Source organism: Bradyrhizobium sp. URHD0069 (genome assembly GCF_000701345.1).
GTDB lineage: Bacteria > Pseudomonadota > Alphaproteobacteria > Rhizobiales > Xanthobacteraceae > Bradyrhizobium.
The window spans coordinates 259,561-280,823 of the sequence record NZ_KL370777.1; the positions used below are offsets into that span (position 1 = coordinate 259,561).

The window sequence follows — 21,263 nt, forward strand, 5'->3', positions numbered from 1 at the left end:
GTTAACTGACGGCGCCGCGCATCTCGGGTAGGATGCGAGAGCACAATGCGCATCTTTGAGGACGCAATCGAAACAACCGGCAGTTTTGGCCATTGCTTGATCGACCACAGCCTGATCCTAGCCTGAATGGCGAGGGTGCCTCACCGCCCCTCGTTCTGGACAACGTTGCCGTTGAAGCCCCGCCCGCGCAGGGATGGCAGCGGCCGCTTGGCTGGCTGCGCCGGGCCGGCCAATTCTTTTTCGCGCTCAGCTTCTCCAGCCTCACCCGTCGCATCGTTTCGCTGAATCTCGCCGGCCTCGTCGCGCTGGTCGCGAGCATCCTCTATCTCTCGCAATTCCGCGCCGGCCTGATCGACGCGCGGGCGCAAAGCCTGTTGGTGCAGGCCGAGATCATTGCGGGTGCGATCGCAGCCTCCGCCACCGTCCAGACCAATACCATCACCATCGATCCCGACCGGCTGCAAGATCTGAAGCCCGGTGAAAGCTACGGCGCTCCGGACGACTATTCCGGGTTCGTTTTCCCGATCAATCCGGAGCGCGTCGCGCCTGTCTTGCGCACGCTGATTTCGCCGACCAAAACCCGTGCTCGTATTTTCGATCGCGACGGTGGATTGATCCTCGACAGCCGCAATCTCGAGAACGTGCTGCGCTTCGAACTGCCGCCGCCGTCGATCCAAAAACCGGGCCTCGCGGAGCGAACGATGATCGCGATCCGCACCTGGCTCAACCGCGGCGACCTTCCGCTTTATCGCGAGCTCGGACCTGAAAACGGCAACGGCTATCAGGAGGTCGCGCAATCGCTGAAGGGCCAGAAGAGCAGCATGGTGCGCGTCAACGATCGCGGTGAGGTGATCGTCTCGGTCGCCGTGCCGGTGCAGCGATCCCGCGACATACGTGGCGCGCTGATGCTCTCGACCCAGGGCGACGATATCGACCACATGGTGACTGCCGAGCGGCTCGCGATCTTGAAAGTTGGCGGCGTGGCTTCCGTCGTCATGATCGTGCTGTCATTGCTGCTGGCGAGCACCATCGCAGGCCCGGTACGCCGGCTCGCCGACAGCGCCGAGCGGGTCCGCCGCCGCATCCGGACCCGCGTCGAGATCCCCGATTTCACCCGCCGCCGCGACGAGATCGGGCATCTCTCCGGCGCGCTGCGCGACATGACGGATGCGCTGTACAACCGCATCGAGGCGATCGAGATGTTCGCCGCCGACGTCGCCCATGAATTGAAGAACCCGCTGACTTCGCTCCGATCAGCGGTCGAAACCCTCCCCCTGGCGCGCAACGAGAACAGCCGCTCGCGGCTGCTGGCGGTGATCGAGCATGACGTCAAGCGGCTCGATCGACTGATTTCCGACATTTCCGATGCCAGCCGGCTCGATGCCGAACTGCAGCGCCAGGATGTGGCGCCGGTCGACCTTCGCCGCCTGCTCAACACCCTCACCTCGGTGGCGAATGAAACCCGGCTCGGCCACGACATCGCCGTTGAAGCCCGCTTCGAGGGCCGAAGCCCCGCCGACACCTTCTCGGTGCCGGGCCATGACTCCCGGCTCGGACAGGTGATTTCGAACCTGTTGGTCAACGCCCGGTCGTTTTCCCAGTCCGGCGGCAAGGTGCGCATCGTCTGCCGCCGCGTGAAATCGGAAATCGAAGTCGTCATCGATGACGATGGTCCGGGCATTCGCGAAGATGCACTCGAGCGAATCTTCGAGCGCTTTTACACCGACCGGCCGCATCAGGGGTTTGGACAAAATTCCGGACTGGGACTGTCGATCTCCAAGCAGATCATAGAGGCGCATGGCGGGCGCATCTGGGCCGAGAATCGCACCGGCCCGGTCGGCCCTGACGGCGAAGCGACGGTTGCGGGCGCGCGCTTTATCGTCAGGCTGCCCGCGCCATGACCGATGCAACAGCTGCAAGCGTCCACGCCTCTGCGGTGCTGGTTGAAAATCGGGCCGTGCTGATCCGCGGGCCATCCGGCGCCGGCAAATCGCATCTCGCGTTCGACCTCATCGTTGCCGGACGTTCGGGACAAATACCCCCCGCCGTCCTGGTCGGCGACGATCGGGTCCACCTTGAAGTGAGCCAGGGGCATCTGGTCGTCCGTCCCGTGCGGGAGTTAGCCGGGCTAATCGAAATTCGCGGGTTAGGCATTCGCCGCTGCGAGTTCGCAAAGGAGGCCATCGTCGGGCTGGTTGTCGATCTCTGCGCTACGGACGCGGAACGCCTGCCGCCACCGGCGGCGCTCCTGGCGGACATTCGCGGTGTAAGGATACCGCGAATTCCGGTCGGGGCGGACTATGTCCCCCTTGCGCTGGTTGTTGCCGCGCTTACCACAACCGGCGGTTTGCCCACCCAACCTTCTGATAATTGTCTAAAAGAAATTGGTAACCATATAAGTACCAATATCGCCACCGAATAAACCGGCGCAGGCTCCCCCTCCTAACGCTGAATTCCGGGAGAATCGCGAAGACCCCCTCTTGCGCGGGGGCTCTGGATGGTCAATGTGGCGCGTTCGTGCGGTGCACCAAAAGCACCCGCGAGGAGTTTCCGATGATTGGTCTAGTGCTGGTGACCCATGGGCGCCTTGCCGACGAGTTCAAGGCGGCGCTCGAACATGTCATGGGTCCGCAGAAGCAAATCGAAGCCGTCACGATTGGAGCCGAAGACGACTCTGATTTGTGCCGAAGCGACATCATTGAAGCGGTCAATCGCGTCGACAGCGGTGACGGCGTCGCTATCCTCACCGACATGTTCGGCGGCACCCCTTCGAACTTGGCGATCTCCTGCATGAGTCGCCCGAAGGTGGAAGTACTCGCCGGAATCAATCTTCCCATGCTGGTCAAGCTCGCCAAGGTTCGCGAAGAGCGGTCGCTTCCCGACGCTATCGCGATGGCCCAGGAGGCCGGCCGTAAATACGTCACCATCGCGAGCCGGGTACTTGCCGGCAAATGAGCGACGACGCCCCGTCGCCTGAACATGATGCCGGGCCAAGTGTCCCGCCGGGCGCGGTGTCTCGCGAAATTCCCATCATCAACAAACGCGGTCTGCACGCGCGCGCTTCGGCAAAATTCGTTCAGCTGGTTGAGCGGTTCAATGCCGAAGTCTGGGTGACGCGCGGCGGCGAGACGGTGGGCGGCACTTCCATCATGGGACTGATGATGCTCTCCGCGGGTCCCGGCACGTCGATCGTCGTTTCCGCGACCGGTCCCGAAGCGCAAGCCGCGATCGATGCCATCACCGAACTGGTCGGCAGCAAGTTCAACGAAGAAGGCACGTGACTCGCTGGGAGGCGCTCGCTGGCCCCGCCCTTTCGGGGAGAAGGTTGCGGTGAGGGTCCGCTTCCGCAAATTCTGAGATGAAGTGCGCGGTAAGTCGCCTCACCCGGAGACTTCGCCTCCGAGCTCTCCCCGCAAGCGTGGAGAGGTGAACCAAATTATTTCGCCGGCGGCACGATGTAGATTTTCCAGCTGGTCGCCGGGCCGGGATGGCCGCGGAAGAACCGTTGCGTGGTGATCGCCAGTTGCTCGGCATCCTTGGCATTGGCCGCCATCCACGCCTCGCAAGCCGCCAGCCGCCAGTCGGTGGTGTCGCAGATGCCGATGAACCCGAACCGCTTGGCCTCCTCGAGCGACGTCAGCCCCGACGACCAGATCTCGCCCGGCGTCAACGGCATCGGATGATCGGGACTGTAGAACGTCATGGGCTCGCCGACGTTCGTAGTGCCTGCGACCACCGCCCATCGCGTATGGAAACGTGTCTGCCAGGCTTGGGTCAGTTCACGGGCCAGTTCGGATCGCGCGCCGTAGGTCGCGGCCCCCTTCGAATTCACCGCCATCTCTTCCGCGGCGATGTAGGGCGAGGCGGCGAGCACCCCGAGCGTGATGGCCAGCCAGATCGCGGCCAGGTGAAACAGCGCAATCCTTTGCAGGCGCAGCGCCGGAATCGCAACCAGCGCCAGCGGCGTCAGGAAGAACAACGAGATTCCCCAATCGGTTTTCATATAGATCGTGAAGAATAAGGCGCCAAGCGGCGGTCCGATCGCGACCACAATCTGGATGATCCAGATGTTGAGCGCCTGCGGCATATTCACACCGGGATTTTCGCCGCGCGACCATGCACGCGTGAACCGCGCCAACGGTTGCCGCGCCAATTTCGCGCACCATCGGGATGGCAGTGCCAGGGCAATCGCCGCCAGCGCAACGGGTGCCGCGAGCAGCGCGAAATTGTGACCGATGTAACCGAGCACCAGTTGAATGGCTTGTGCACGGCTCGATAGTCCATAGGTGTCGCCGGCATAGGTCAGCGGCACGAAGTCCACTTCTTTCAGCCAGACCAGATGCGGAATCATGGCGACCATCAAAGTGACGATGGCGACCCACGGCGCCGGCGAGCGCAGGAACTTCAGCCGGTCAGGATGAATGACCGCGGCGAGCGCGATGGCGCCGATCATGGTCAACACCCAGTATTTCGTCATCAACGCCAGCGCGCCGGCCAGCCCAAGCCACAGGCCCGATTTCACGCTGCGTCTTTCGAACGCATGCAGATAGGCCAACACCACCAGCGGCAGGGTCACCAGCTGCAAGAGATCCGGATTGTACTTAACACCCTTGAAGTTGAAGATCGGATAGAGCGCGAGCATCACCACGACAAAGAAAGCGCGGCGGCGATCGACCACGCGCAGCGCAATCAGCCAGCAGATCACCAGGCCAACGCCGAGCGTCGCCATCGCCAGCGCGTAAGTGGCCCAGTCCGCGACCGGAAAGATCTTGAACCAGAGACCTGCAACCCAGCCGGCGAGCGGCGGATGCTTGCCATAACCAAGCTGGAATTTCTGGCCCCAGGCGAAGGCTTCCGCGACATCCATATGGACGTCCTGTGCCGCCTTGAGATTGATCAGGATCAAGGTCCACAGCACCGCATGTGCGGCGGCAAAGCCGATCACCAGCCAAAGGCCGGCTTGCGGATCGCTGGCGCGCGCCGCAAGCCACGCCGCCAGGCGCCGGATGGTCGGCCCGCGGCGCGCACGCGAAGTCGCAGGCAAAACTGAGGCAGTTGACATGGCCTCTGGGTAGCGCGTTTTCGCCGTAAGTGGAATCAGCTTGGCGTGAAGAAGCCCGCTAAAACGGCGCGCATTATGGTTGCCGCGTCGGGATGCCAATGCTATCCCGCGCCCATGACATCCATCCCTATTTCCAACATTCGCAACTTCGCCATTGTTGCGCATATCGACCATGGCAAATCGACGCTGGCCGACCGCCTGATTCAGACCACCGGCGGCTTGCAGGCGCGCGAGATGAAGGAACAGGTGCTCGATTCGATGGATATCGAGCGCGAGCGCGGCATCACCATCAAGGCGCAGACAGTGCGGCTGACCTATCCGGCCAAGGACGGCAAGACCTACATCCTCAATCTGATCGACACCCCCGGCCATGTCGACTTCGCCTACGAGGTTTCGCGCTCGCTGGCGGCCTGCGAGGGCTCGCTGCTGGTGGTCGATGCCAGCCAGGGCGTCGAGGCGCAGACGCTGGCCAACGTCTACCACGCCCTCGACGCGGGGCATGAGATCGTGCCGGTGCTGAACAAAATCGACCTGCCGGCGGCGGAACCCGATCAGGTCAAGCGGCAGATCGAGGACGTGATCGGAATCGACGCGTCAGACGCGGTAATGATCTCGGCGAAGACCGGGCTTGGCATCGACGACGTGCTGGAAGCTATCGTGCACCGGCTGCCGCCGCCGAAGGGCGACCGCGACGCATCACTGAAGGCGCTGTTGGTCGACAGCTGGTACGACGTCTATCTCGGCGTCGTGGTGCTGGTCCGGATCGTCGACGGCGTGATGAAAAAAGGCCAGCGCATCCGGATGATGGGCACCAACGCCGCCTATGACGTCGAGCGCGTCGGCTTCTTCACGCCGAAGATGCAGCAGATCGAGGAACTCGGCCCCGGCGAAATCGGCTTCATCACCGCCGCGATCAAGGAAGTGGCCGACACCCGCGTCGGCGATACCATCACCGACGACCGCAAGCCGGTGACGGACATGCTGCCGGGCTTCAAGCCCGCGATCCCGGTGGTGTTTTGCGGTCTGTTCCCGGTCGATGCCGACGATTTTGAAACGCTGCGCGCGGCGATGGGCAAGCTGCGCCTCAACGACGCCAGCTTCTCGTTCGAGATGGAAACCTCGGCTGCACTCGGTTTCGGTTTCCGCTGCGGCTTTCTCGGGCTGCTGCATCTGGAGATCATTCAGGAGCGGCTGCAGCGCGAATTCGATCTCAACCTGATCGCGACCGCGCCGTCGGTGATCTACAAGATGCACCTAACCGACGGGCAGGCGATCGAGATTCACAATCCGATCGATATGCCCGACGCGGTGAAGATCGCCGAGATCGAGGAGCCCTGGATCGAGGCCACGATCCTGACACCCGACGAATATCTCGGCAGCGTGCTCAAGCTGTGCCAAGACCGGCGCGGCGTGCAGAAAGAGCTCACTTACGTCGGCAATCGCGCGATGGTGAAATACGAGCTGCCGCTCAACGAAGTGGTGTTCGATTTCTACGACCGCCTGAAGTCGGTTTCAAAGGGCTATGCGTCGTTCGACTATCACCTGACCGACTACAAGCCGGCCGACCTCGTGAAAATGCAAATCCTCGTCAACAACGAGCCGGTCGATGCGCTGTCGATGCTGGTACACCGCCAGCGCGCAGAAGGGCGCGGCCGCGCGATGGTCGAGAAGATGAAGGAGCTGATCCCGCCGCACATGTTCCAGATTCCGATCCAGGCGGCGATTGGCGGCAAGGTGATCGCGCGCGAAACCGTGCGCGCGCTGCGCAAAGACGTCACCGCGAAATGCTACGGCGGCGACATCACCCGCAAGCGCAAACTTCTGGAGAAGCAGAAGGAAGGCAAGAAGAAGATGCGGCAGTTCGGCAAGGTCGACATTCCGCAGGAAGCTTTTATCGCGGCGCTGAAGGTGGATAGCTGAGGCGCGAAACTTTTTGTACTCGCAAATTGCAAGCCGGCCATCGAATTTGGCGAACGTAACATGTTACGTTCAACTACTGCCGGCACCGAAAACAAAACCCCAAACATTGTGACAGCACATGGCGCCGCGAGCGTTTGCGCGCGCGAGGGTTACGTCCGTTGCAGCATTGGTGCCCGATCTGCGCGATCCCAAGGTGCTTGCGGAGATCCGCCGTGAGACAAAGCTGATTGACGCAGCATCCGGAAAACATTGCTTTTCCCGTCAGGCCGCGCGCACCGAGTCGAGGAACTTGCCGACCTCGAGCTTGAGGCGGTTGCTTTCGCCGGACAATGACTGCGCCGAGGCGAGAACCTTGGCGGAGGCCGAGCCGGTCTCGCGAGCTCCCTTGTTGACGTCGACGATATTGACGGCGACCTGGGAGGTACCTTGTGCGGCCTGCTCGACATTGTGAGCAATTTCCTCCGTGGCGGCGCCTTGCTGGCCGACGGAGGTCGCGATCATGGCGGCAATTTCCGAGATGCGGCCGATCGTGGTTCCGATCTGCTTGATCGCCACGACCGAATCCTGGGTGGCAACTTGCATCCCGGCGATTTGGCTGCTGATTTCATTGGTCGCCTTGGCGGTCTGCGCGGCGAGCGCTTTCACCTCCTGCGCCACAACCGCAAAGCCGCGCCCGGAATCCCCGGCGCGAGCGGCCTCGATCGTGGCGTTCAGCGCCAGCAAATTGGTCTGCTCCGCGATCGTCGTGATCAGATTGACCACGTCGCCGATCCGCAAGGCCGCTTTCGACAATTCGTTGATGCGCGTGTCGGTGACCTGGGCCTGGTCCACGGCCTCTCCGGCGATCCGGTTCGACTCCTGCACCTGCCGGCTGATCTCGGAAATCGAGGCCGTCATCTCCTCGGTGGCGGCGGCGACCGACCTGACATTGGTTGAGGCTTCCCCGGAGGCCGCTTCGACCATTCCGGAAAGCTGCTCGGTTTCCTCGGCGGTCCTGGTCAGAGTACCTGCCGACTTCTCCAGTTCCGTCGAAGCCAGCGATACCGTCTGCACGATCTCTCCAACGGCGGCCTCGAACTCGTCGGCGAGTTTGCGCATTTCAACTCGCCGCTGGGCATGGGCCTGTGTTTCGGCGTCTGCGCGTTCGGCGCGCAGCCGGTTGGATTCCACCATGTTGTCCTTGAAGACCTGAAGCGCTGCGGCCATGTCGGCAATTTCATCCGAACCGCCGGTCGCGATCTCCGCCCCCAGGTCGCCTGAGGCAATGGATTTCATGCTGCTCTGCAGCCGCACCAGGCGGCGCACGACACCACGCCCGACATAATACCAGCCGATGATCAGCGCCGTAGCCAGGCTTGCCAGCGCCAGCGCGATAAGGACGATCCGGCCCTGCCGGATCTCCGCTTCGGAGGAGCGGACCGCGCTTGCGGCCGCCGCCTCGCTGCGCGCCTCCAAGCTTCCAACTTCCTTTTCGAATTCCTGGGCCAGCGTACGGTTTTCCATCACCACGCCAGCGCCGGTCTTCTCCGCAAGCAATTCGTTCTGCTTCAGGTCGAACACATTGCCGGTGCTCTTGCCGGTCTTGACCAGATCATCGATGAGTTTCGATGTCTCGCCATCCTTGAAGGCGGCCGCTGCCTTTGCAAGCCGGCCCGCGGTGGCGGTGAAGCGGTCCTTGACCGGCGGCAGCAGATCGGCCGACGGCAAGTCGGCCGCTTCGACAAGGATTCCCAACAGCAGGTTGGATTCGGCGCGCAAATCCAGAATTGCCTGCAGCGCGACGAGTTCGTTGTCCGCGAGCGCCGCCAGTGTCTTCTGGACGACCTCCAGGTCCTTTTTATCCGCCGCGGTCTGCAGGCCGATCGTCAGGGTGAACCCGGCGTCGTCGGCCATCGGCGACAGTTTTTCGGCGAGCTTTTGGTGGGATCTCCGGAGATTGGCGACCAGGGCCTCGCGGGAGGCGGCAATGCTCTGGCGCTCGGCGACCGATTGCATCAGCCGGTCGAGATTGACCAGGATGCGGTCGGCGGTCTGATTGAGCCTTGCAGCATCCTCCGCGCCGAGTGCGCCGATGGCCCCCGTGAGTTCCTGGCGGGCCGCGGTCAAAACCTTTGAGGCGCGCTCGCGTTCGGCCGCATCGGTTGCGGCGAGCAGGCGCGGTGCGGCCGCGGCGACTTCACCGGCGGCCTTGACGACCTTGGACGCGCGGGTGATCTCCGGCAGGCTCTTGTCCGCGATAGCACCGAGCGAACGCCCAAGGATGTCATAGGAGATGATCGCGCTGCAGCTCGCCAGCACGGTGAGCGCAGCGACCACCCCAAAAGCGGTGAATAGTCGACCGCAAAGGCCAAGGTGATACCAGGACGTCGCGGTCTTCATGGTCTTTCTCCAAGGAGCAGTTGCTGGTTCTGCGGTGCAGCCTCGTGTGGTTACGACCCGGACTTCTCGAGGCGACTGACCGCCTTGAAGCTGCCGTCGGCCTGGATCACCGTCAGGAACACTTGATCCGAGCCCCGATTGCTGGTGGGGCTATAGGCGAGCTTGAAGCCGCCGAGATCGAAGCTGCCGGCTTTTTGCACCGCCTCGAACAGAGCCTTCCGGGTGATTTCGCCGCCGACCTTTTCCAGCGCCGCGATGATCGCCCGCCCGACCAAGTAGCCTTCCAGCGAGACGAAGCCCGGCTGAGCGTCGGGGGCGCTCGCCTTGAGCGCGGACTGATAGCGGCCGACGACCGGGATAGTGGCGTCTTTCGGGAACGGCACGACCTGGGTGACCACGACGCCGGCACCGGCTGCACCGAGTTCCTTGGCCAACGCATCAGACCCGACGAAGGAGATATTCACGAAGGTGACGTCGAGCTTGATCTGCTTGGCCAGCTTGATGAACTCGGCGGCAGGCTTGTAGGGGCTGATCATGATGACGGCCTGCGGCTCGGCCTTCTTGATCGCCAATAGCGCGGTTTTTACCGCCACCGTGTTGCGCTCGAAGGTTCCTTCGCCGGCAAGCTGCATCTGGCGCTTGTCGAGCGCCCTCTTGACGCCGGCAAGGCCTGCCTGACCGAAGGCGTCGTCCTGGTACATGATCGCAATCTTGGACGCGCCGAGATCCTTGGTCAGATGTTCGACCATGGCTTCGGTTTCCTGGAAGTAGCTGGCGCGGATATTCATCACCAGGGGCTTGTAGGGCTCGCGCAGAAACTCGGCGCCGGTGAAAGCGCCGATGAAGGGCGCCCCTGCGGCGGTCGCGATCGGCTGCGTGGCCGCTGACGTCGGCGTGCCAACCGCGCCGGCGATGGCGAACACCTTGTCTTCCTCGAGCAGCTTCTTGACGGCTTCGATCGACCTGGTCGGTTCGTAGCCGTCGTCCATGCTCTTGAGTTCGAGCTTCCGGCCTTTCACGCCGCCGGCCTTGTTGACCTCGGCGAACGCCGCCTCCAGACCCGTTTTCATGCCCTGGCCCAACGCCGAGGCCGGGCCGTCCAGCGCCGTTGCCTGACCAAACACGATCTTGTCGGCGGAGACGCCGTCTTCGGCGAATGCCGGAATAGCGGTCGCAAGCAGGGCGGCTAAGACAACGGGAAGCGCATTGAGGGTAGAGGCTCGCATATCAAACTTCCTTCGCAGGTGTGACGCTCGACCGGATTTGCCGGCTTGCGATGTCCGATGACGTTTTGCCGGCCCGGCATCACGGCATGGATTGCGCCATTGTGATCGGGATACCTTCAGAATCACTTAATTTTTCATTCGACTGCGTCGCCGACGCCGCACGAGCTGACGCGGAACATCAATCTGAAGTTGAGTCGGTTAAGACTTCTTGAATGAAATGTTTCCACTAGCCCAGTCGGAAGCCGATCCGACGTCAGTGTTGCCGAGCCTTTGTCGGTCCACGCTCCAGTTTGAAATCTCGATCCGCATGTTGTGCGGTCCGTTGCGCTCGACCAATGCGAACGCTGACCGCCATGCGCTGGGGTGACTTGTCGGTCTGGACCTTCCCACCGGCGCGTGCCGGCTTCAGCGCCAGTCCCGCGATGACGATCGCTGCCACACGTGCCCGCCTTGCGAACCGGCCGGGGGCGGAATCGGGCGATTGCGCCTGGCTTTTCGTCGGATGCTGATTCCGTGCTAGGCTTGCGCTATAGCGTGACCCAATGAACCCTCGCCCGATTCTCTTCCTCCTGCTCCTGCTGCTGTCTGCCGTGCTCACCAGTGCCACTGCCGCGCTGGCGCAGGACAAGGGTAGCGTCGAATTAAAGCCGCTGCCGCCGCTGGCCAACCCGAACGATCCCAAGCTCGGTGCCAAGGAGCTGTTCGGACGCAAGGTGTTGCCGGCGGCGCTGCCGACGCGCGTGGTCGGCTTCTACGCCAAGGGCTGCATCGCCGGTGCCGAGGCGCTGCCGATCAATGGCGAGACTTGGCAGGTGATGCGGTTGTCGCGCAACCGCAATTGGGCGCATCCCGACATGGTCGCGCTGCTCAAGCGCGTGGCGGCCAAGGTGCCTAAAGAGGCCGGATGGCCGGGAATATTGGTCGGCGACATGTCGCAGCCGCGCGGCGGTCCGATGATCACCGGGCATGCCAGCCATCAAGTCGGACTCGACGCCGATATCTGGCTGACGCCGATGCCGAACCGGCAATTGTCACGCAACGAGCGCGAGGAAATGTCCGCCGTCATGATGGTGCGCTCCGACCGGCTCGACATCGATCCGCAGGCCTGGACGCCGCGCCATCTCGCGGTGATCCGCGCCGCCGCGCAAGAGCCGAGGGTGCAACGCATTTTCGTCAACGCCGCGATCAAGAAAGCGCTGTGCCGCGAAGCCAAGGGCGACCGCGGCTGGCTCGCCAAGGTGCGCCCGATGTATGGCCACGACTATCACTTTCATATCCGTATCAGATGTCCCGCCGGCAGCGGCGAATGCGAGAGCCAGCCGGAGCCGTCGGAAGGCGAGGGCTGCAGCGCCAGCGATCTGGCTTACTGGTTCAAGGATTCGGTGCTCCATCCGAAACCGCCGAAGGTGCCGCCGAAGCCGAAACCGCCGATGACACTGGCACAATTGCCGGCCGCCTGCCGCCAGGTTCTGGCGGCGCCGGACGCCAAGCAATAGCGTCCGATGACGCGAACCTGATTTGATCCGGCTCCAAGATGCGCTAGTCTCAAGAATCGCTCGCGCCGCACGCGCAAGCGACATTTTTGGGGCGGTGGTCCCGACTTCTCATTCGATAGCCATCGACTGCGCGACGTCGCGCGCAGAGCAATGCTGCGAGGCTCGTGATGCGCATCAGTGCACGTAACCAGATCAAGGGCACCGTCGTCGAAGTGAAAAAGGGCGCGACCACCTCACATGTCCGCGTCGATATCGGCAATGGCCAGATCGTCACCTCCTCGATCACCAATGAAGCGGTCGATGACTTGGGCATCAAGGCCCAGAGTTCGGTCATCGTGGTGGTAAAGGCATCCGATGTGATGATCGCGGTCGATTGACCGTGCGCGCTGGATCGACGTGGTGCCTTTTCCTCACCGCAACGATGCTGTAGGCTCGATGTTGCGATGTCCAGACGGATCGTAAATCCTCTGGATTGCCGGAACGGCGCTTCCGCCTGTCGCATTTGATCTCGACCCCCGTTTGATTTAGGCGCGCCAGAAGCGCGCCGCGGACACCCATGGAGCGCCACAATGCATCGTCTTGCCGGACTGTTCACAGCCTTCACCATCCTGTGGGGATCAGCCTATGCGCCCGCCTTCGCGCAGGACAAGAGCCTCACCGTGTTTGCCGCGGCCTCGATGAAGAACGCGCTCGACGACATCAACGCCGCCTACACCGCGAAGACCGGCGCCAAGATCGTTGCGAGCTATGCCGCTAGCTCGGCGCTCGCAAAACAGATCGAACAGGGCGCGCCCGCGGATATTTTCGTATCCGCCGATACCGACTGGATGGACTATGCGATCGGTAAGAAGAACATCAATGAAGCGACGCGCGTCAATCTGCTCGGCAACAGCATCGTACTGATCGCGCCGAAAGATTCCAAGATTGAGAATGTTGAGATCAGGCCGGGCTTCGATCTCGCCAAGCTCGTTGGTGACGGCAAAATCGCGACAGCTGACGTAAAATCTGTGCCGGTCGGAAAATATGCCAAGGCGTCTCTGGAGAACCTTGGCGCTTGGGCCGCGGTTGAGCCGAAATTCGCCATGACCGAGAACGTGCGCGCAGCGCTGGCGCTGGTGGCGCGCGGCGAAGCGGTGCTCGGAATCGTCTATTCGACCGACGCCAAGGTCGAACCCGGCGTCAAGATCATCGGCACCTTCCCGGCGAATTCCCATCCGCCGATCATCTATCCGGTGGGAGCCACGACGACCGCGAAGGCGGAAGCCACTGATTATCTCGCGTTCCTGCGCTCCTCGGCAGCCAAGGCCATCTTTGAAAAATATGGCTTCAGGTTTTTGGTGAGCCCAACGACCTGAGCAGCGTGTTCGATATCTCGCCAACCGAGTGGACGGCGATCCTGCTGTCGCTGCGGGTCGCCGTTGTCGCAACGCTGGTGGCCACGCCTCTTGGGATCGGCGTGGCGTGGCTGCTGGCGCGGCGCGACTTCTGGGGCAAGTCGGTGGTCGATGCGCTGACTTACCTCCCGCTGGTGCTGCCGCCGGTGGTGACCGGTTATCTGCTGCTGCTGACATTCGGCAGGCGTGGCCTCGTCGGCGCGTGGCTCGCGGACAATCTCGGCATCGTGTTCGCGTTTCGCTGGACCGGCGCTGCGCTGGCCTGCGGCGTGATGTCGTTCCCGTTGCTGGTGCGGCCGATCCGGCTGTCGATCGAAGCCATCGACCGGCGGCTGGAGCAGGCTGCGGGCACGCTTGGTGCAGCACCTTGGCAAGTGTTTACAACCGTTACCCTGCCGCTGGCGCTGCCGGGCGTGCTGGCCGGCATGGTGCTCGGCTTTGCCAAGGCGATCGGCGAATTCGGCGCGACCATTACCTTCGTGTCGAACATTCCCGGCGAAACTCAGACCATTTCCTCTGCGATCTATTCGCTGATCCAGACCCCGGACGGCGATACCGCGGCGCTGCGGCTGGTGATCGTTTCCATCGTCATCGCGATGGGCGCCTTGATCGCGTCCGAATGGTTCGCGCGGCGCGCTATGCAGCGCCTGCATGGGAATTGATCATGCTGCGCGTTGACGTCTCAAAGCAACTCGGGGAATTCTCGATCGAAGCCTCGATCGCCAGCGAGGGCCGGGTTACTGGCCTGTTCGGCGCCTCGGGCGCCGGCAAGAGCTCGTTGATCAACATGATCGCGGGATTGCTGCGGCCCGATCGCGGCACCATCGTTGTCGACGGCGAGACCCTCGACGACAGCGCTGCGCGCTTGCATGTTCCGGCGCATCGCCGCCGGATCGGGTATGTGTTCCAGGACGCGCGACTGTTTCCGCACCTCGATGTGCGCCAGAATCTCGACTACGGGCGCCGCATGAACCGCCTTGCCGACGATGCCGCGCAACGCGCGCGAGTCACCGAGTTGCTCGATATCGGCAATTTGCTCAATCGCCGGCCCGGCCAACTCTCCGGCGGAGAGCGTCAACGCGTGGCTTTGGGGCGCGCGCTGCTGGCGCAGCCCAGGTTGCTGCTGCTGGATGAGCCGCTGGGGTCGCTGGACGAGGAGCGCAAGGTGGAGATCCTGCCTTATCTGGTGCGGCTGCGCGACGAAGCCGGCGTGCCGATGGTCTATGTCAGCCACGACGCCGACGAAATGCGCCGGTTGGCGACCCAAATCGTGATGATCCGGCGCGGGCGGGTCATTGCGTTCGGCGGAGCCGAAGTGTTGCCGGCGGCCAACTCGCCGGCCTGAGGTTTGCCAGTCCGCACTGCCGAACAGCTTGCTCTCAGCAATTTGCGTTTTGATAACGCCTGGTGGAACATTTCCTTCATTCGATACGGCCGGCGCAAAATGACGCGTTTCTTGACGCGAACCGGTCTCCGCTTCGCTTGAAAACACCCTACCGCCTGCTTTTTTTGGCAAGCCGCTCGTTGAACGAACGAAGATCGATCACCATTCGCCGATGAGTTCCGCTGCCTATCTCTTCCATCTCGTCGCTCGCCGACACCTTGAAGTCGATTCGTTTTCCCTCGACCTTGACGACCTCGGCTTCGGCACGAACATCATGACCTACGGGTGTAGCGGCAAGATGCCGTACATCTATCGCGGTACCGACCGCGCTCTCCCCCGTGTCCAGAAATGGCCTGATGGCGCTGAGGGCGGCGTTTTCCATGATCAGGACCATCACGGGCGTCGCCAGCACCTGCGGCAACATGGCGTCCTTGAATTGATTGGCGAGATGCTCCGGCAGTACGCGCAACGTGAACGTTCCTTTTGTTCCCAGCGGAATTTGGCGCATACGATCATCCTCTATCTGCGGCGTTCCTGCGGTTGACGTTTAGATGGCGACTGGCCACCCGGAAAATACACATCGGCTGCGCTTGGCGCCCGCGTATTCTCTTGCTCGTGATTTCTCGCAGAAATGACAATGGCGTGATTGACTGACGATGCGACGCTGACTTTCCGGTCGCAGGGACCGCCGCAACAGTCGAACATTCGCGGCGTCGCAATATGCTGACCGCAATCCAGACCGCAGCCATGCATTTACCGGTCGCCGCCTTAAACTCCCGCCACCGACTCCCACATTTCCGACAGCTTGCGCTTGAGCGATGCCAGGCGCGTCACCGGCGCGGGTTCTGCCTCATCTTCCGGCAGCCGAAGGCCCACGACACTGACCCGGCCGCCGCTGATGCTGCGCGCGACCAGAACGATGCTGTCGAGCGCCAGCGTCGCGCCATCTTTCGGCGCATGATCGAGATGAACGTCGAAATAGTCCGCCAGCGTCAGCTTTGATTGTTCAGCATCCACGTTCATGCCATAGATCGCAGCGAGATCGCCAAGCGTGATCTCGCCGGAGACAACAAAATCGCCGAGCAGATGCGGATCGGGTGCGGTGCTCGGCAGCATGTCGACAAAAAATCGATCCAGCGATTCGGCTTTTTCGGGCGGCGCCAGCAGGTAGATGTAGTCACCCGGGAGTATCGGATCGGCTTCCGCGGCCGAGAGAATCCGCTCGTCGCGAATGACCAGCGTCGGCTTCGACCAAGACGGAATCAGGCCGCGCCGGAAATACAGACTCTTCGGGCGCACGGAATAACCGACCAGTTGCTGTTCAAGCTGACCGGGCAAATCAAGCTCGATACGCCGCGGCCCGCGATCAGCCCGCGGCAGCGCCACATGCAGCCGCCGTGCTGCCGGGGCTAGCGTCCAGCCCTGCAGCAACAGCGAAATGATGACGACGACAAAGGCGACGTCGAAATAGAGGTACGCCTTCGGCAAGCCGACCAGCATCGGCATCGACGCCAGGAAGATAGCGACTGCGCCGCGCAGGCCGGTCCAGGCGATGAAGAGCTTCTCCCGCCAGTTGAAGCGAAACGGCACCAGACAAAGAAACACCGCGAGCGGCCGCGCTACCAGCATCAGCACCAGCGCCACGATCACGGCAGGAATGAAGCTAGCCAGCAGCCGCTGCGGCGAGACCAGAAGACCGAGCAGCACGAACATCACGATTTGGGCCAGCCAGGTCGCGGCGTCGAGGAACGTCACCACCGAATTATGCGCGCGGGTCGGCCGGTTGCCGATAATGATGCCGGCAAGATACACGGCCAGAAATCCCGAGGCGTGCGCGATCTGCGCCGCGCCGAAAATCACCAGTGCGGCCGTGCAGACAAAGGGCGCGTGCAGGCCCTGGGGCAGCGCGACGCGATTAAGCGCCAGCACCACGAGGCGGCCTCCGAGCACGCCGATGATGGCGCCGAGCACGGCCTCGCGGGTCAATTCCAGCGCGACATGCGAGAGCGAGCTGCTGCCGATCGAAATGAACTCGACCAGCATCAGCGTGAGGAATACCGCGAACGGATCGTTGGTGCCGGATTCGGCCTCCAGCGTCGCGCCGACGCGCGGGCGCAGCCGCAAGCCCTGCGCGTGGACCAAAAGAAACACCGCCGCGGCATCGGTCGACGCCACCACGGCGCCCACCAGTAGCGCTTCGCTCCAGTTCAGGTCGAGCGCATATTTGGCGACCGGTGCTGTGATCAGCGCGGTCAGCAATACGCCAATCGTCGCCAGCACCATCGACGGCGCCAATATGGCGCGGATGCTCTGAAACCGCGTTCTTAGACCTCCGTCGAACAGGATCAGCGCCAGCGCCACCGAACCCACCAGATAGGTGGTGCGCACGTCGTTAAACTGCACCTGCCCGGGTCCGGAATCGCCGGCCAGCATGCCGATCAAGAGAAACACCAGCAGCAACGGCGCACCAAAGCGCAGTGCCAGCAGGCTCGACAAGATGCCGGCCATGACCAGAACCGCGCCAAGAAGAATGGTTATGCTGACCGAGTCGAGAGAAGCCATGAGCCTTCGCAGTTGAGCGCAAATACTTGCAATTGCATCCTTATCGTCGCTACAGTTCCACGCCAACCCCTTTCTGCCTGTAGTGGCGATGTACCCGATTTCGCGACGTTAACTGACTTCATGGCGCGCTGTAGCGATGGCCTCGGCGCCGCGGTTATGGGAATCTGCCGGATATTCGAATCAAGTTTGTCTATGCCGGTCTGCTTTAAGACGAGATTTGACGATGGACCTGAATGACCTCAGCGAACTTCTGCTCTCCACCGCCCGTTCAGTTGGCGCGGAGGTCACCTCGCCGTGGTTCTATCTGCAGCTGGGGCTGATACTGACGGGCGCCGGGATCGCATATGCGACCCAGGCGGCCGTCCGTTCTCGGCTCGATTTGACCTCGCTTGCCATGCGCTGGCCGTTGCCGTTGCGGCACTTCATCCACGTAGTGGTCGGCAGCGTTTCGACGGCCGCGTTCGCTCTATCGATGATCGTGGCGCGCGTCACGATGGTGCATTCGACCTGGCCGAGCCGCAGTTATCTGCTCGCGGTTGCCGCCAAGCTTGCGGTCGCCTGGTTGATTATCCGTCTCGTGACGTCAGTCATTCGCAACGCCTTCATCGTCAAGCTGGTGTCGCTGTCGGCGTGGCTGGTGGCGGCGTTGAGCATCATCGGCCAGCTTGGCCCGGTCATCGAAGCGCTCGACTCTGTCTCGATCGTGCTGGGTGACCTGCGGCTGACGCCGCTGCTAGTGATCAAGCTCGGCGTGCTGCTGATCGTCGCGCTATGGCTGACCAATATCGCCAGCAAATTCGTGGAAGGCCGCATCACACGATCCGGCGACCTGACGCCGTCGATCCAGGTGCTGCTGGTCAAGATGATCCGTGTGGCGCTGATGACATTCGCCATCGCGGTCGTGATGAGCGCGGTGGGCATCAACCTCTCGGTGCTGGCGATCTTCTCCGGTGCCGCCGGTGTCGGTATCGGTTTCGGCTTGCAGAAGATCGTCGCGAATTTCATCAGCGGCATTATCCTGCTGGCGGATAAATCGGTGAAGCCGGGCGATCTCGTCACCATCGGCGACAGCTCGGGGCGCATCAGCGCGATGAATACGCGCTATATCTCGGTCGCCGCCGGCGACGGCCGCGAGTTCCTGATCCCCAACGAAGACCTGGTGACGCAGAAGGTCGTCAATTGGACCTACACCGACAAGAACACGCTGGTGAAGGTCAATTTCGGCACCAATTATGACGCCGATCCGCGACTCGTATGCAAGCTGGCCATCGACGTTGCGGCGGCGGCGAAACGCGCCATCAAGGGCAAGCCGCCGAACTGCATCCTGACTGAATTCGCCGAGGCCGGGATGAAGTTTGCCCTGACCTTCTGGATTGCCGATCCGGACGGAATGGACAATGTGAAGAGCGAGGTCATGCTGTCGCTGTGGGACACCTTCAAGCGCGAGGGCATCCGCGTGCCGTATCCGGTGCGCGAAATTTACGTTCGCGGCGGTACGCTGCCGGTCGACACCCCCATCGAGGTCTCGACCTGATGCTGCTTTGGCGGCGAACGCACTTTGGGGAATTTGGTGGTCTGGCCGAGCCATGATGGGGTTGCGCACCAAGCTTGGCTTGCACTGAGGGCTCCGATCATTAAATTAGGCTCTCAAATCACCTCCCGCCAAGACACGATCCGCCCATGAGCTACATCGAAGCCTCCGATACCTCCTTGCGCAAAACCGGGCAGATCAAGCTGCACGGGCCGAGCGGGTTTGCCGGCATGCGCAAGGCCGGCGCGCTGGTAGCCAAGTGCCTCGATGAACTGACCGATGTCGTCAAGCCGGGCGTGCCGACCTCGCGGATCGACGAATTCGTCCGCGACTTCGCCTTCGGTCATGGCGCCTATCCCGCCACCCTGATGTATCGCGGCTACCGCTATTCGACCTGCACCTCGATCAACCACGTGGTCTGCCACGGCATGCCGGGGGACCGGGTGCTGAAGGAAGGCGACATCGTCAACATCGACGTCACCTTCATCGTCGAGGGCTGGTATGGCGATTCCAGCCGAATGTATGTCGTGGGACCGATTGCCCGCAAAGCCGAACGGCTGATCGAAGTGACCTATGAGGCGATGATGCGCGGCATCGCCGCCGTAAAACCCGGCGCCACCACCGGCGACATCGGGCATGCCATTCAAAGCTTCGTCGAGCCGCAGGGCATGAGCGTGGTGCGCGACTTCTGCGGACACGGGTTGGGACGCATGTTCCACGACGAGCCGAACATCATTCATATCGGCCGGCCCGGCGAAGGCGTGGTGCTGAAGCCCGGCATGTTCTTCACCATCGAGCCGATGATCAATCTCGGCAAGCCGCATGTGAAGATCCTGTCGGACGGTTGGACCGCGGTGACGCGCGACCGCTCGCTGTCGGCGCAATTCGAGCATTCGGTCGGCGTGACCGCCGGCGGCGTCGAAATCTTCACGCTGTCGCAACGCCATGCCGAGAAGCCCCCGGCCGCGGCGTAATATCTGCCGGTTCATCGAAAGTTCACAGTTGCAAAACCTGGCCGACACGGCATGGTTGGGGCGCCCCATTAATATTGTCGGCGCCAATGCCTGCGGATACCAGCGATCAATCCGAACCTATTGAGGCGCCGCATTATCACGGCCATCGCGAGCGGCTGCGCGGTCGCTTTCATGGCGCCGGGCCCGACGCCTTGAGCGACTACGAATTGCTGGAGATGGTGCTGTTCACCGCGCAGCCTCGGCGCGACATGAAGCCGCTGGCCAAAACATTGCTCAAGAAGTTCGGTTCGTTCGCCGAAGTCATTCACGCGCCCGAAGGACGGCTGCGCGAAGTTATTGGGGTAGGCGACGTCACGATCACACAGCTCAAATTGATCGCAGCCGCCGCGAGCCGCATCGCCAAAGGCCAATTGGAACAGCGCACCATGCTGTCGTCATGGAATGACGTAATCCACTATTGCCGGACCAGCATGGCATTCGCCGACAAGGAGCAGTTTCGCATCCTGTTTCTCGACAAGCGCAACCAGCTGATCGCCGACGAGGTGCAGCAGATCGGCACCGTCGACCATACGCCGGTCTATCCGCGCGAAGTGATCAAGCGGGCGCTGGAATTGTCCGCCACCGCGATCATCCTGGTGCATAATCACCCCTCCGGCGATCCGACGCCCTCGCAGGCGGATATCCAGATGACCAAGGCCATCATCGACATCGCGCTTCCGCTCGGCATCTCCGTGCACGACCACCTCATCGTCGGCAAGAATGGGCATGCGAGTATGAAGGGTTTGCGGCTGATCTAGCCGAGCCGAGCGATCCGACCTTTCAAGCCTTTGCTCCGACTGTGTCGGCCATTTTGGCGCCGCGAAAACCCATCGGCTTTGCAGCGCCTGTCGTCGTATCCCGCGCGGATTGGTGCTCGATCTCTGCGTTCAATTCCGCCCCAAGAAGAACGACGATGATGGAGAGCCATATCCAGACCATGAAGCCGATCACCGCCCCGAGTGAACCGTAGGTTGTATTGTAATTGCCGAAGTTGGCGGTGTACCAGGAAAACAGAATGGAAACAGCGAGCCACCCGATCGCAGCAAAGGCGCTGCCCCATGTGATCCACCGCCACTTCGGCTTGGCGCGGCTAGGACCGTAACGATAGACAAGGCCAAGGCCAACCATCACCACAATGAGCAGTGCGGGCCATCGAAGAATTTTCACCGCCAGCTCGGCTTCAATGGCAATGCCCAGGTAATTCAAGGCGATCGGAAGCACCACCATCGCGCCCAAAGCCACAAGCACGAAGACAATCGCAGCCAAGGTGAACGTCAAGGAGATTGCATTCAGCTC

19 protein-coding genes and 1 pseudogene are annotated in these 21,263 nt (G+C 62.2%); 14 read left to right on the plus strand and 6 right to left on the minus strand.

The window, feature by feature from the left end; genetic code table 11:
* Positions 1-92: 92 nt before the first annotated feature.
* The 4 genes from N554_RS0135100 (at position 93) to N554_RS0135115 (ending at position 3,281) form a co-directional block, all read left to right on the plus strand.
* Positions 93-1,901 (plus strand): sensor histidine kinase, encoded by a 1,809-nt coding sequence (locus N554_RS0135100; RefSeq protein ID WP_029587721.1) that lies wholly within the window; start codon positions 93-95, stop codon positions 1,899-1,901.
* Positions 1,898-2,422, plus strand: coding sequence for an HPr kinase/phosphorylase (locus tag N554_RS0135105; protein ID WP_029587722.1), 525 nt, complete (start codon positions 1,898-1,900; stop codon positions 2,420-2,422). Before N554_RS0135100 ends, N554_RS0135105 begins: the two co-directional genes overlap by 4 nt.
* 131 nt (positions 2,423-2,553) lie before the next feature.
* The gene (locus tag N554_RS0135110; protein WP_024509305.1) at positions 2,554-2,955 is read left to right on the plus strand and encodes a PTS sugar transporter subunit IIA; all 402 of its coding nucleotides are present in this window, start codon (positions 2,554-2,556) and stop codon (positions 2,953-2,955) included.
* Complete coding sequence (locus N554_RS0135115) at positions 2,952-3,281, plus strand: HPr family phosphocarrier protein (RefSeq protein WP_029587723.1); 330 nt, start codon at positions 2,952-2,954, stop codon at positions 3,279-3,281. The genes N554_RS0135110 and N554_RS0135115 overlap by 4 nt, the downstream gene beginning before the upstream one ends.
* A gap of 155 nt (positions 3,282-3,436) precedes the next feature.
* On the opposite strand, the gene N554_RS0135120 is transcribed toward N554_RS0135115, so the two are convergent.
* Positions 3,437-5,062 carry a glycosyltransferase family 39 protein gene (locus N554_RS0135120; protein ID WP_029587724.1) on the minus strand — a complete coding sequence of 542 codons (1,626 nt, stop codon included), beginning with the start codon at positions 5,060-5,062 and terminating at the stop codon, positions 3,437-3,439.
* 114 nt (positions 5,063-5,176) lie between these two features.
* Here N554_RS0135120 and lepA point away from each other — a divergent pair, with 114 nt between their 5' ends.
* Entirely contained in the window at positions 5,177-6,982 is a 1,806-nt protein-coding gene (gene lepA / locus N554_RS0135125; protein WP_029587725.1) for a translation elongation factor 4, read from the plus strand.
* 122 nt (positions 6,983-7,104) lie between these two features.
* Positions 7,105-7,209: pseudogene (locus tag N554_RS40745) on the plus strand (antitoxin MazE-like protein); the annotation flags it as partial.
* Between the two features lie 34 nt (positions 7,210-7,243).
* Here N554_RS40745 and N554_RS0135130 read toward each other — a convergent pair.
* Entirely contained in the window at positions 7,244-9,361 is a 2,118-nt protein-coding gene (locus N554_RS0135130; protein WP_029587726.1) for a methyl-accepting chemotaxis protein, read from the minus strand.
* A 50-nt stretch (positions 9,362-9,411) separates the two neighbouring features.
* Positions 9,412-10,587: an ABC transporter substrate-binding protein gene (locus N554_RS0135135; RefSeq protein ID WP_029587727.1), complete on the minus strand. Its 1,176-nt coding sequence runs from the start codon at positions 10,585-10,587 to the stop codon at positions 9,412-9,414.
* Positions 10,588-11,129: 542 nt separating this feature from the next.
* Here N554_RS0135135 and mepA point away from each other — a divergent pair.
* From mepA to modC, 5 genes are all read left to right on the plus strand, one after another.
* Positions 11,130-12,083 (plus strand): penicillin-insensitive murein endopeptidase, encoded by a 954-nt coding sequence (gene mepA, locus N554_RS0135145; RefSeq protein WP_029587728.1) that lies wholly within the window; start codon positions 11,130-11,132, stop codon positions 12,081-12,083.
* Positions 12,084-12,250: 167 nt separating this feature from the next.
* On the plus strand, positions 12,251-12,460 hold the full coding sequence (locus N554_RS0135150; protein WP_029587729.1) for a TOBE domain-containing protein: 210 nt from the start codon (positions 12,251-12,253) through the stop codon (positions 12,458-12,460).
* Between the two features lie 192 nt (positions 12,461-12,652).
* Positions 12,653-13,438 carry a molybdate ABC transporter substrate-binding protein gene (modA, locus tag N554_RS0135155; protein WP_029587730.1) on the plus strand — a complete coding sequence of 262 codons (786 nt, stop codon included), beginning with the start codon at positions 12,653-12,655 and terminating at the stop codon, positions 13,436-13,438.
* A 5-nt stretch (positions 13,439-13,443) separates the two neighbouring features.
* Positions 13,444-14,139: a molybdate ABC transporter permease subunit gene (modB, locus tag N554_RS0135160; RefSeq protein ID WP_029587731.1), complete on the plus strand. Its 696-nt coding sequence runs from the start codon at positions 13,444-13,446 to the stop codon at positions 14,137-14,139.
* Between the two features lie 2 nt (positions 14,140-14,141).
* Positions 14,142-14,822, plus strand: a complete 681-nt coding sequence (gene modC, locus N554_RS0135165; RefSeq protein ID WP_029587732.1) for a molybdenum ABC transporter ATP-binding protein — start codon at positions 14,142-14,144, stop codon at positions 14,820-14,822.
* A 148-nt stretch (positions 14,823-14,970) separates the two neighbouring features.
* On the opposite strand, the gene N554_RS0135170 is transcribed toward modC, so the two are convergent.
* Together N554_RS0135170 and N554_RS0135175 are read right to left on the minus strand one after the other, a co-directional pair.
* Positions 14,971-15,369: a thioesterase family protein gene (locus N554_RS0135170; protein WP_029587733.1), complete on the minus strand. Its 399-nt coding sequence runs from the start codon at positions 15,367-15,369 to the stop codon at positions 14,971-14,973.
* Positions 15,370-15,629: 260 nt separating this feature from the next.
* Entirely contained in the window at positions 15,630-17,423 is a 1,794-nt protein-coding gene (locus N554_RS0135175) for a potassium/proton antiporter (RefSeq protein WP_029587734.1), read from the minus strand.
* A 223-nt stretch (positions 17,424-17,646) separates the two neighbouring features.
* Between N554_RS0135175 and N554_RS0135180 the strand changes: the two genes are divergently transcribed.
* From N554_RS0135180 to radC, 3 genes are all read left to right on the plus strand, one after another.
* The gene (locus tag N554_RS0135180; RefSeq protein ID WP_029587735.1) at positions 17,647-18,957 is read left to right on the plus strand and encodes a mechanosensitive ion channel family protein; all 1,311 of its coding nucleotides are present in this window, start codon (positions 17,647-17,649) and stop codon (positions 18,955-18,957) included.
* Positions 18,958-19,103: 146 nt separating this feature from the next.
* Positions 19,104-19,928 (plus strand): type I methionyl aminopeptidase, encoded by an 825-nt coding sequence (gene map / locus N554_RS0135185; protein ID WP_029587736.1) that lies wholly within the window; start codon positions 19,104-19,106, stop codon positions 19,926-19,928.
* Positions 19,929-20,014: 86 nt separating this feature from the next.
* Positions 20,015-20,725, plus strand: a complete 711-nt coding sequence (radC, locus tag N554_RS0135190) for a RadC family protein (RefSeq protein ID WP_029587737.1) — start codon at positions 20,015-20,017, stop codon at positions 20,723-20,725.
* A gap of 22 nt (positions 20,726-20,747) precedes the next feature.
* Here the strand turns inward: radC and N554_RS0135195 are convergent.
* A partial coding sequence (locus N554_RS0135195; RefSeq protein ID WP_029587738.1) for a YihY/virulence factor BrkB family protein occupies positions 20,748-21,263 on the minus strand: 516 nt, incomplete at its 5' end.

Excerpts from the sequence above, each read along its gene's own strand:
- N554_RS0135105 (WP_029587722.1), top strand. The coding sequence starts at position 1,898 with ATGACCGATGCAACAGCTGCAAGCGTCCACGCCTCTGCGGTGCTGGTT.
- N554_RS0135110 (WP_024509305.1), top strand. The coding sequence starts at position 2,554 with ATGATTGGTCTAGTGCTGGTGACCCATGGGCGCCTTGCCGACGAGTTC.
- N554_RS0135115 (WP_029587723.1), top strand. The coding sequence starts at position 2,952 with ATGAGCGACGACGCCCCGTCGCCTGAACATGATGCCGGGCCAAGTGTC.
- N554_RS0135120 (WP_029587724.1), bottom strand. The coding sequence starts at position 5,062 with ATGTCAACTGCCTCAGTTTTGCCTGCGACTTCGCGTGCGCGCCGCGGG.
- lepA (WP_029587725.1), top strand. The coding sequence starts at position 5,177 with ATGACATCCATCCCTATTTCCAACATTCGCAACTTCGCCATTGTTGCG.
- N554_RS0135130 (WP_029587726.1), bottom strand. The coding sequence starts at position 9,361 with ATGAAGACCGCGACGTCCTGGTATCACCTTGGCCTTTGCGGTCGACTA.
- N554_RS0135135 (WP_029587727.1), bottom strand. The coding sequence starts at position 10,587 with ATGCGAGCCTCTACCCTCAATGCGCTTCCCGTTGTCTTAGCCGCCCTG.
- mepA (WP_029587728.1), top strand. The coding sequence starts at position 11,130 with ATGAACCCTCGCCCGATTCTCTTCCTCCTGCTCCTGCTGCTGTCTGCC.
- N554_RS0135150 (WP_029587729.1), top strand. The coding sequence starts at position 12,251 with ATGCGCATCAGTGCACGTAACCAGATCAAGGGCACCGTCGTCGAAGTG.
- modA (WP_029587730.1), top strand. The coding sequence starts at position 12,653 with ATGCATCGTCTTGCCGGACTGTTCACAGCCTTCACCATCCTGTGGGGA.
- modC (WP_029587732.1), top strand. The coding sequence starts at position 14,142 with ATGCTGCGCGTTGACGTCTCAAAGCAACTCGGGGAATTCTCGATCGAA.
- N554_RS0135170 (WP_029587733.1), bottom strand. The coding sequence starts at position 15,369 with ATGCGCCAAATTCCGCTGGGAACAAAAGGAACGTTCACGTTGCGCGTA.
- N554_RS0135175 (WP_029587734.1), bottom strand. The coding sequence starts at position 17,423 with ATGGCTTCTCTCGACTCGGTCAGCATAACCATTCTTCTTGGCGCGGTT.
- N554_RS0135180 (WP_029587735.1), top strand. The coding sequence starts at position 17,647 with ATGGACCTGAATGACCTCAGCGAACTTCTGCTCTCCACCGCCCGTTCA.
- map (WP_029587736.1), top strand. The coding sequence starts at position 19,104 with ATGAGCTACATCGAAGCCTCCGATACCTCCTTGCGCAAAACCGGGCAG.
- radC (WP_029587737.1), top strand. The coding sequence starts at position 20,015 with ATGCCTGCGGATACCAGCGATCAATCCGAACCTATTGAGGCGCCGCAT.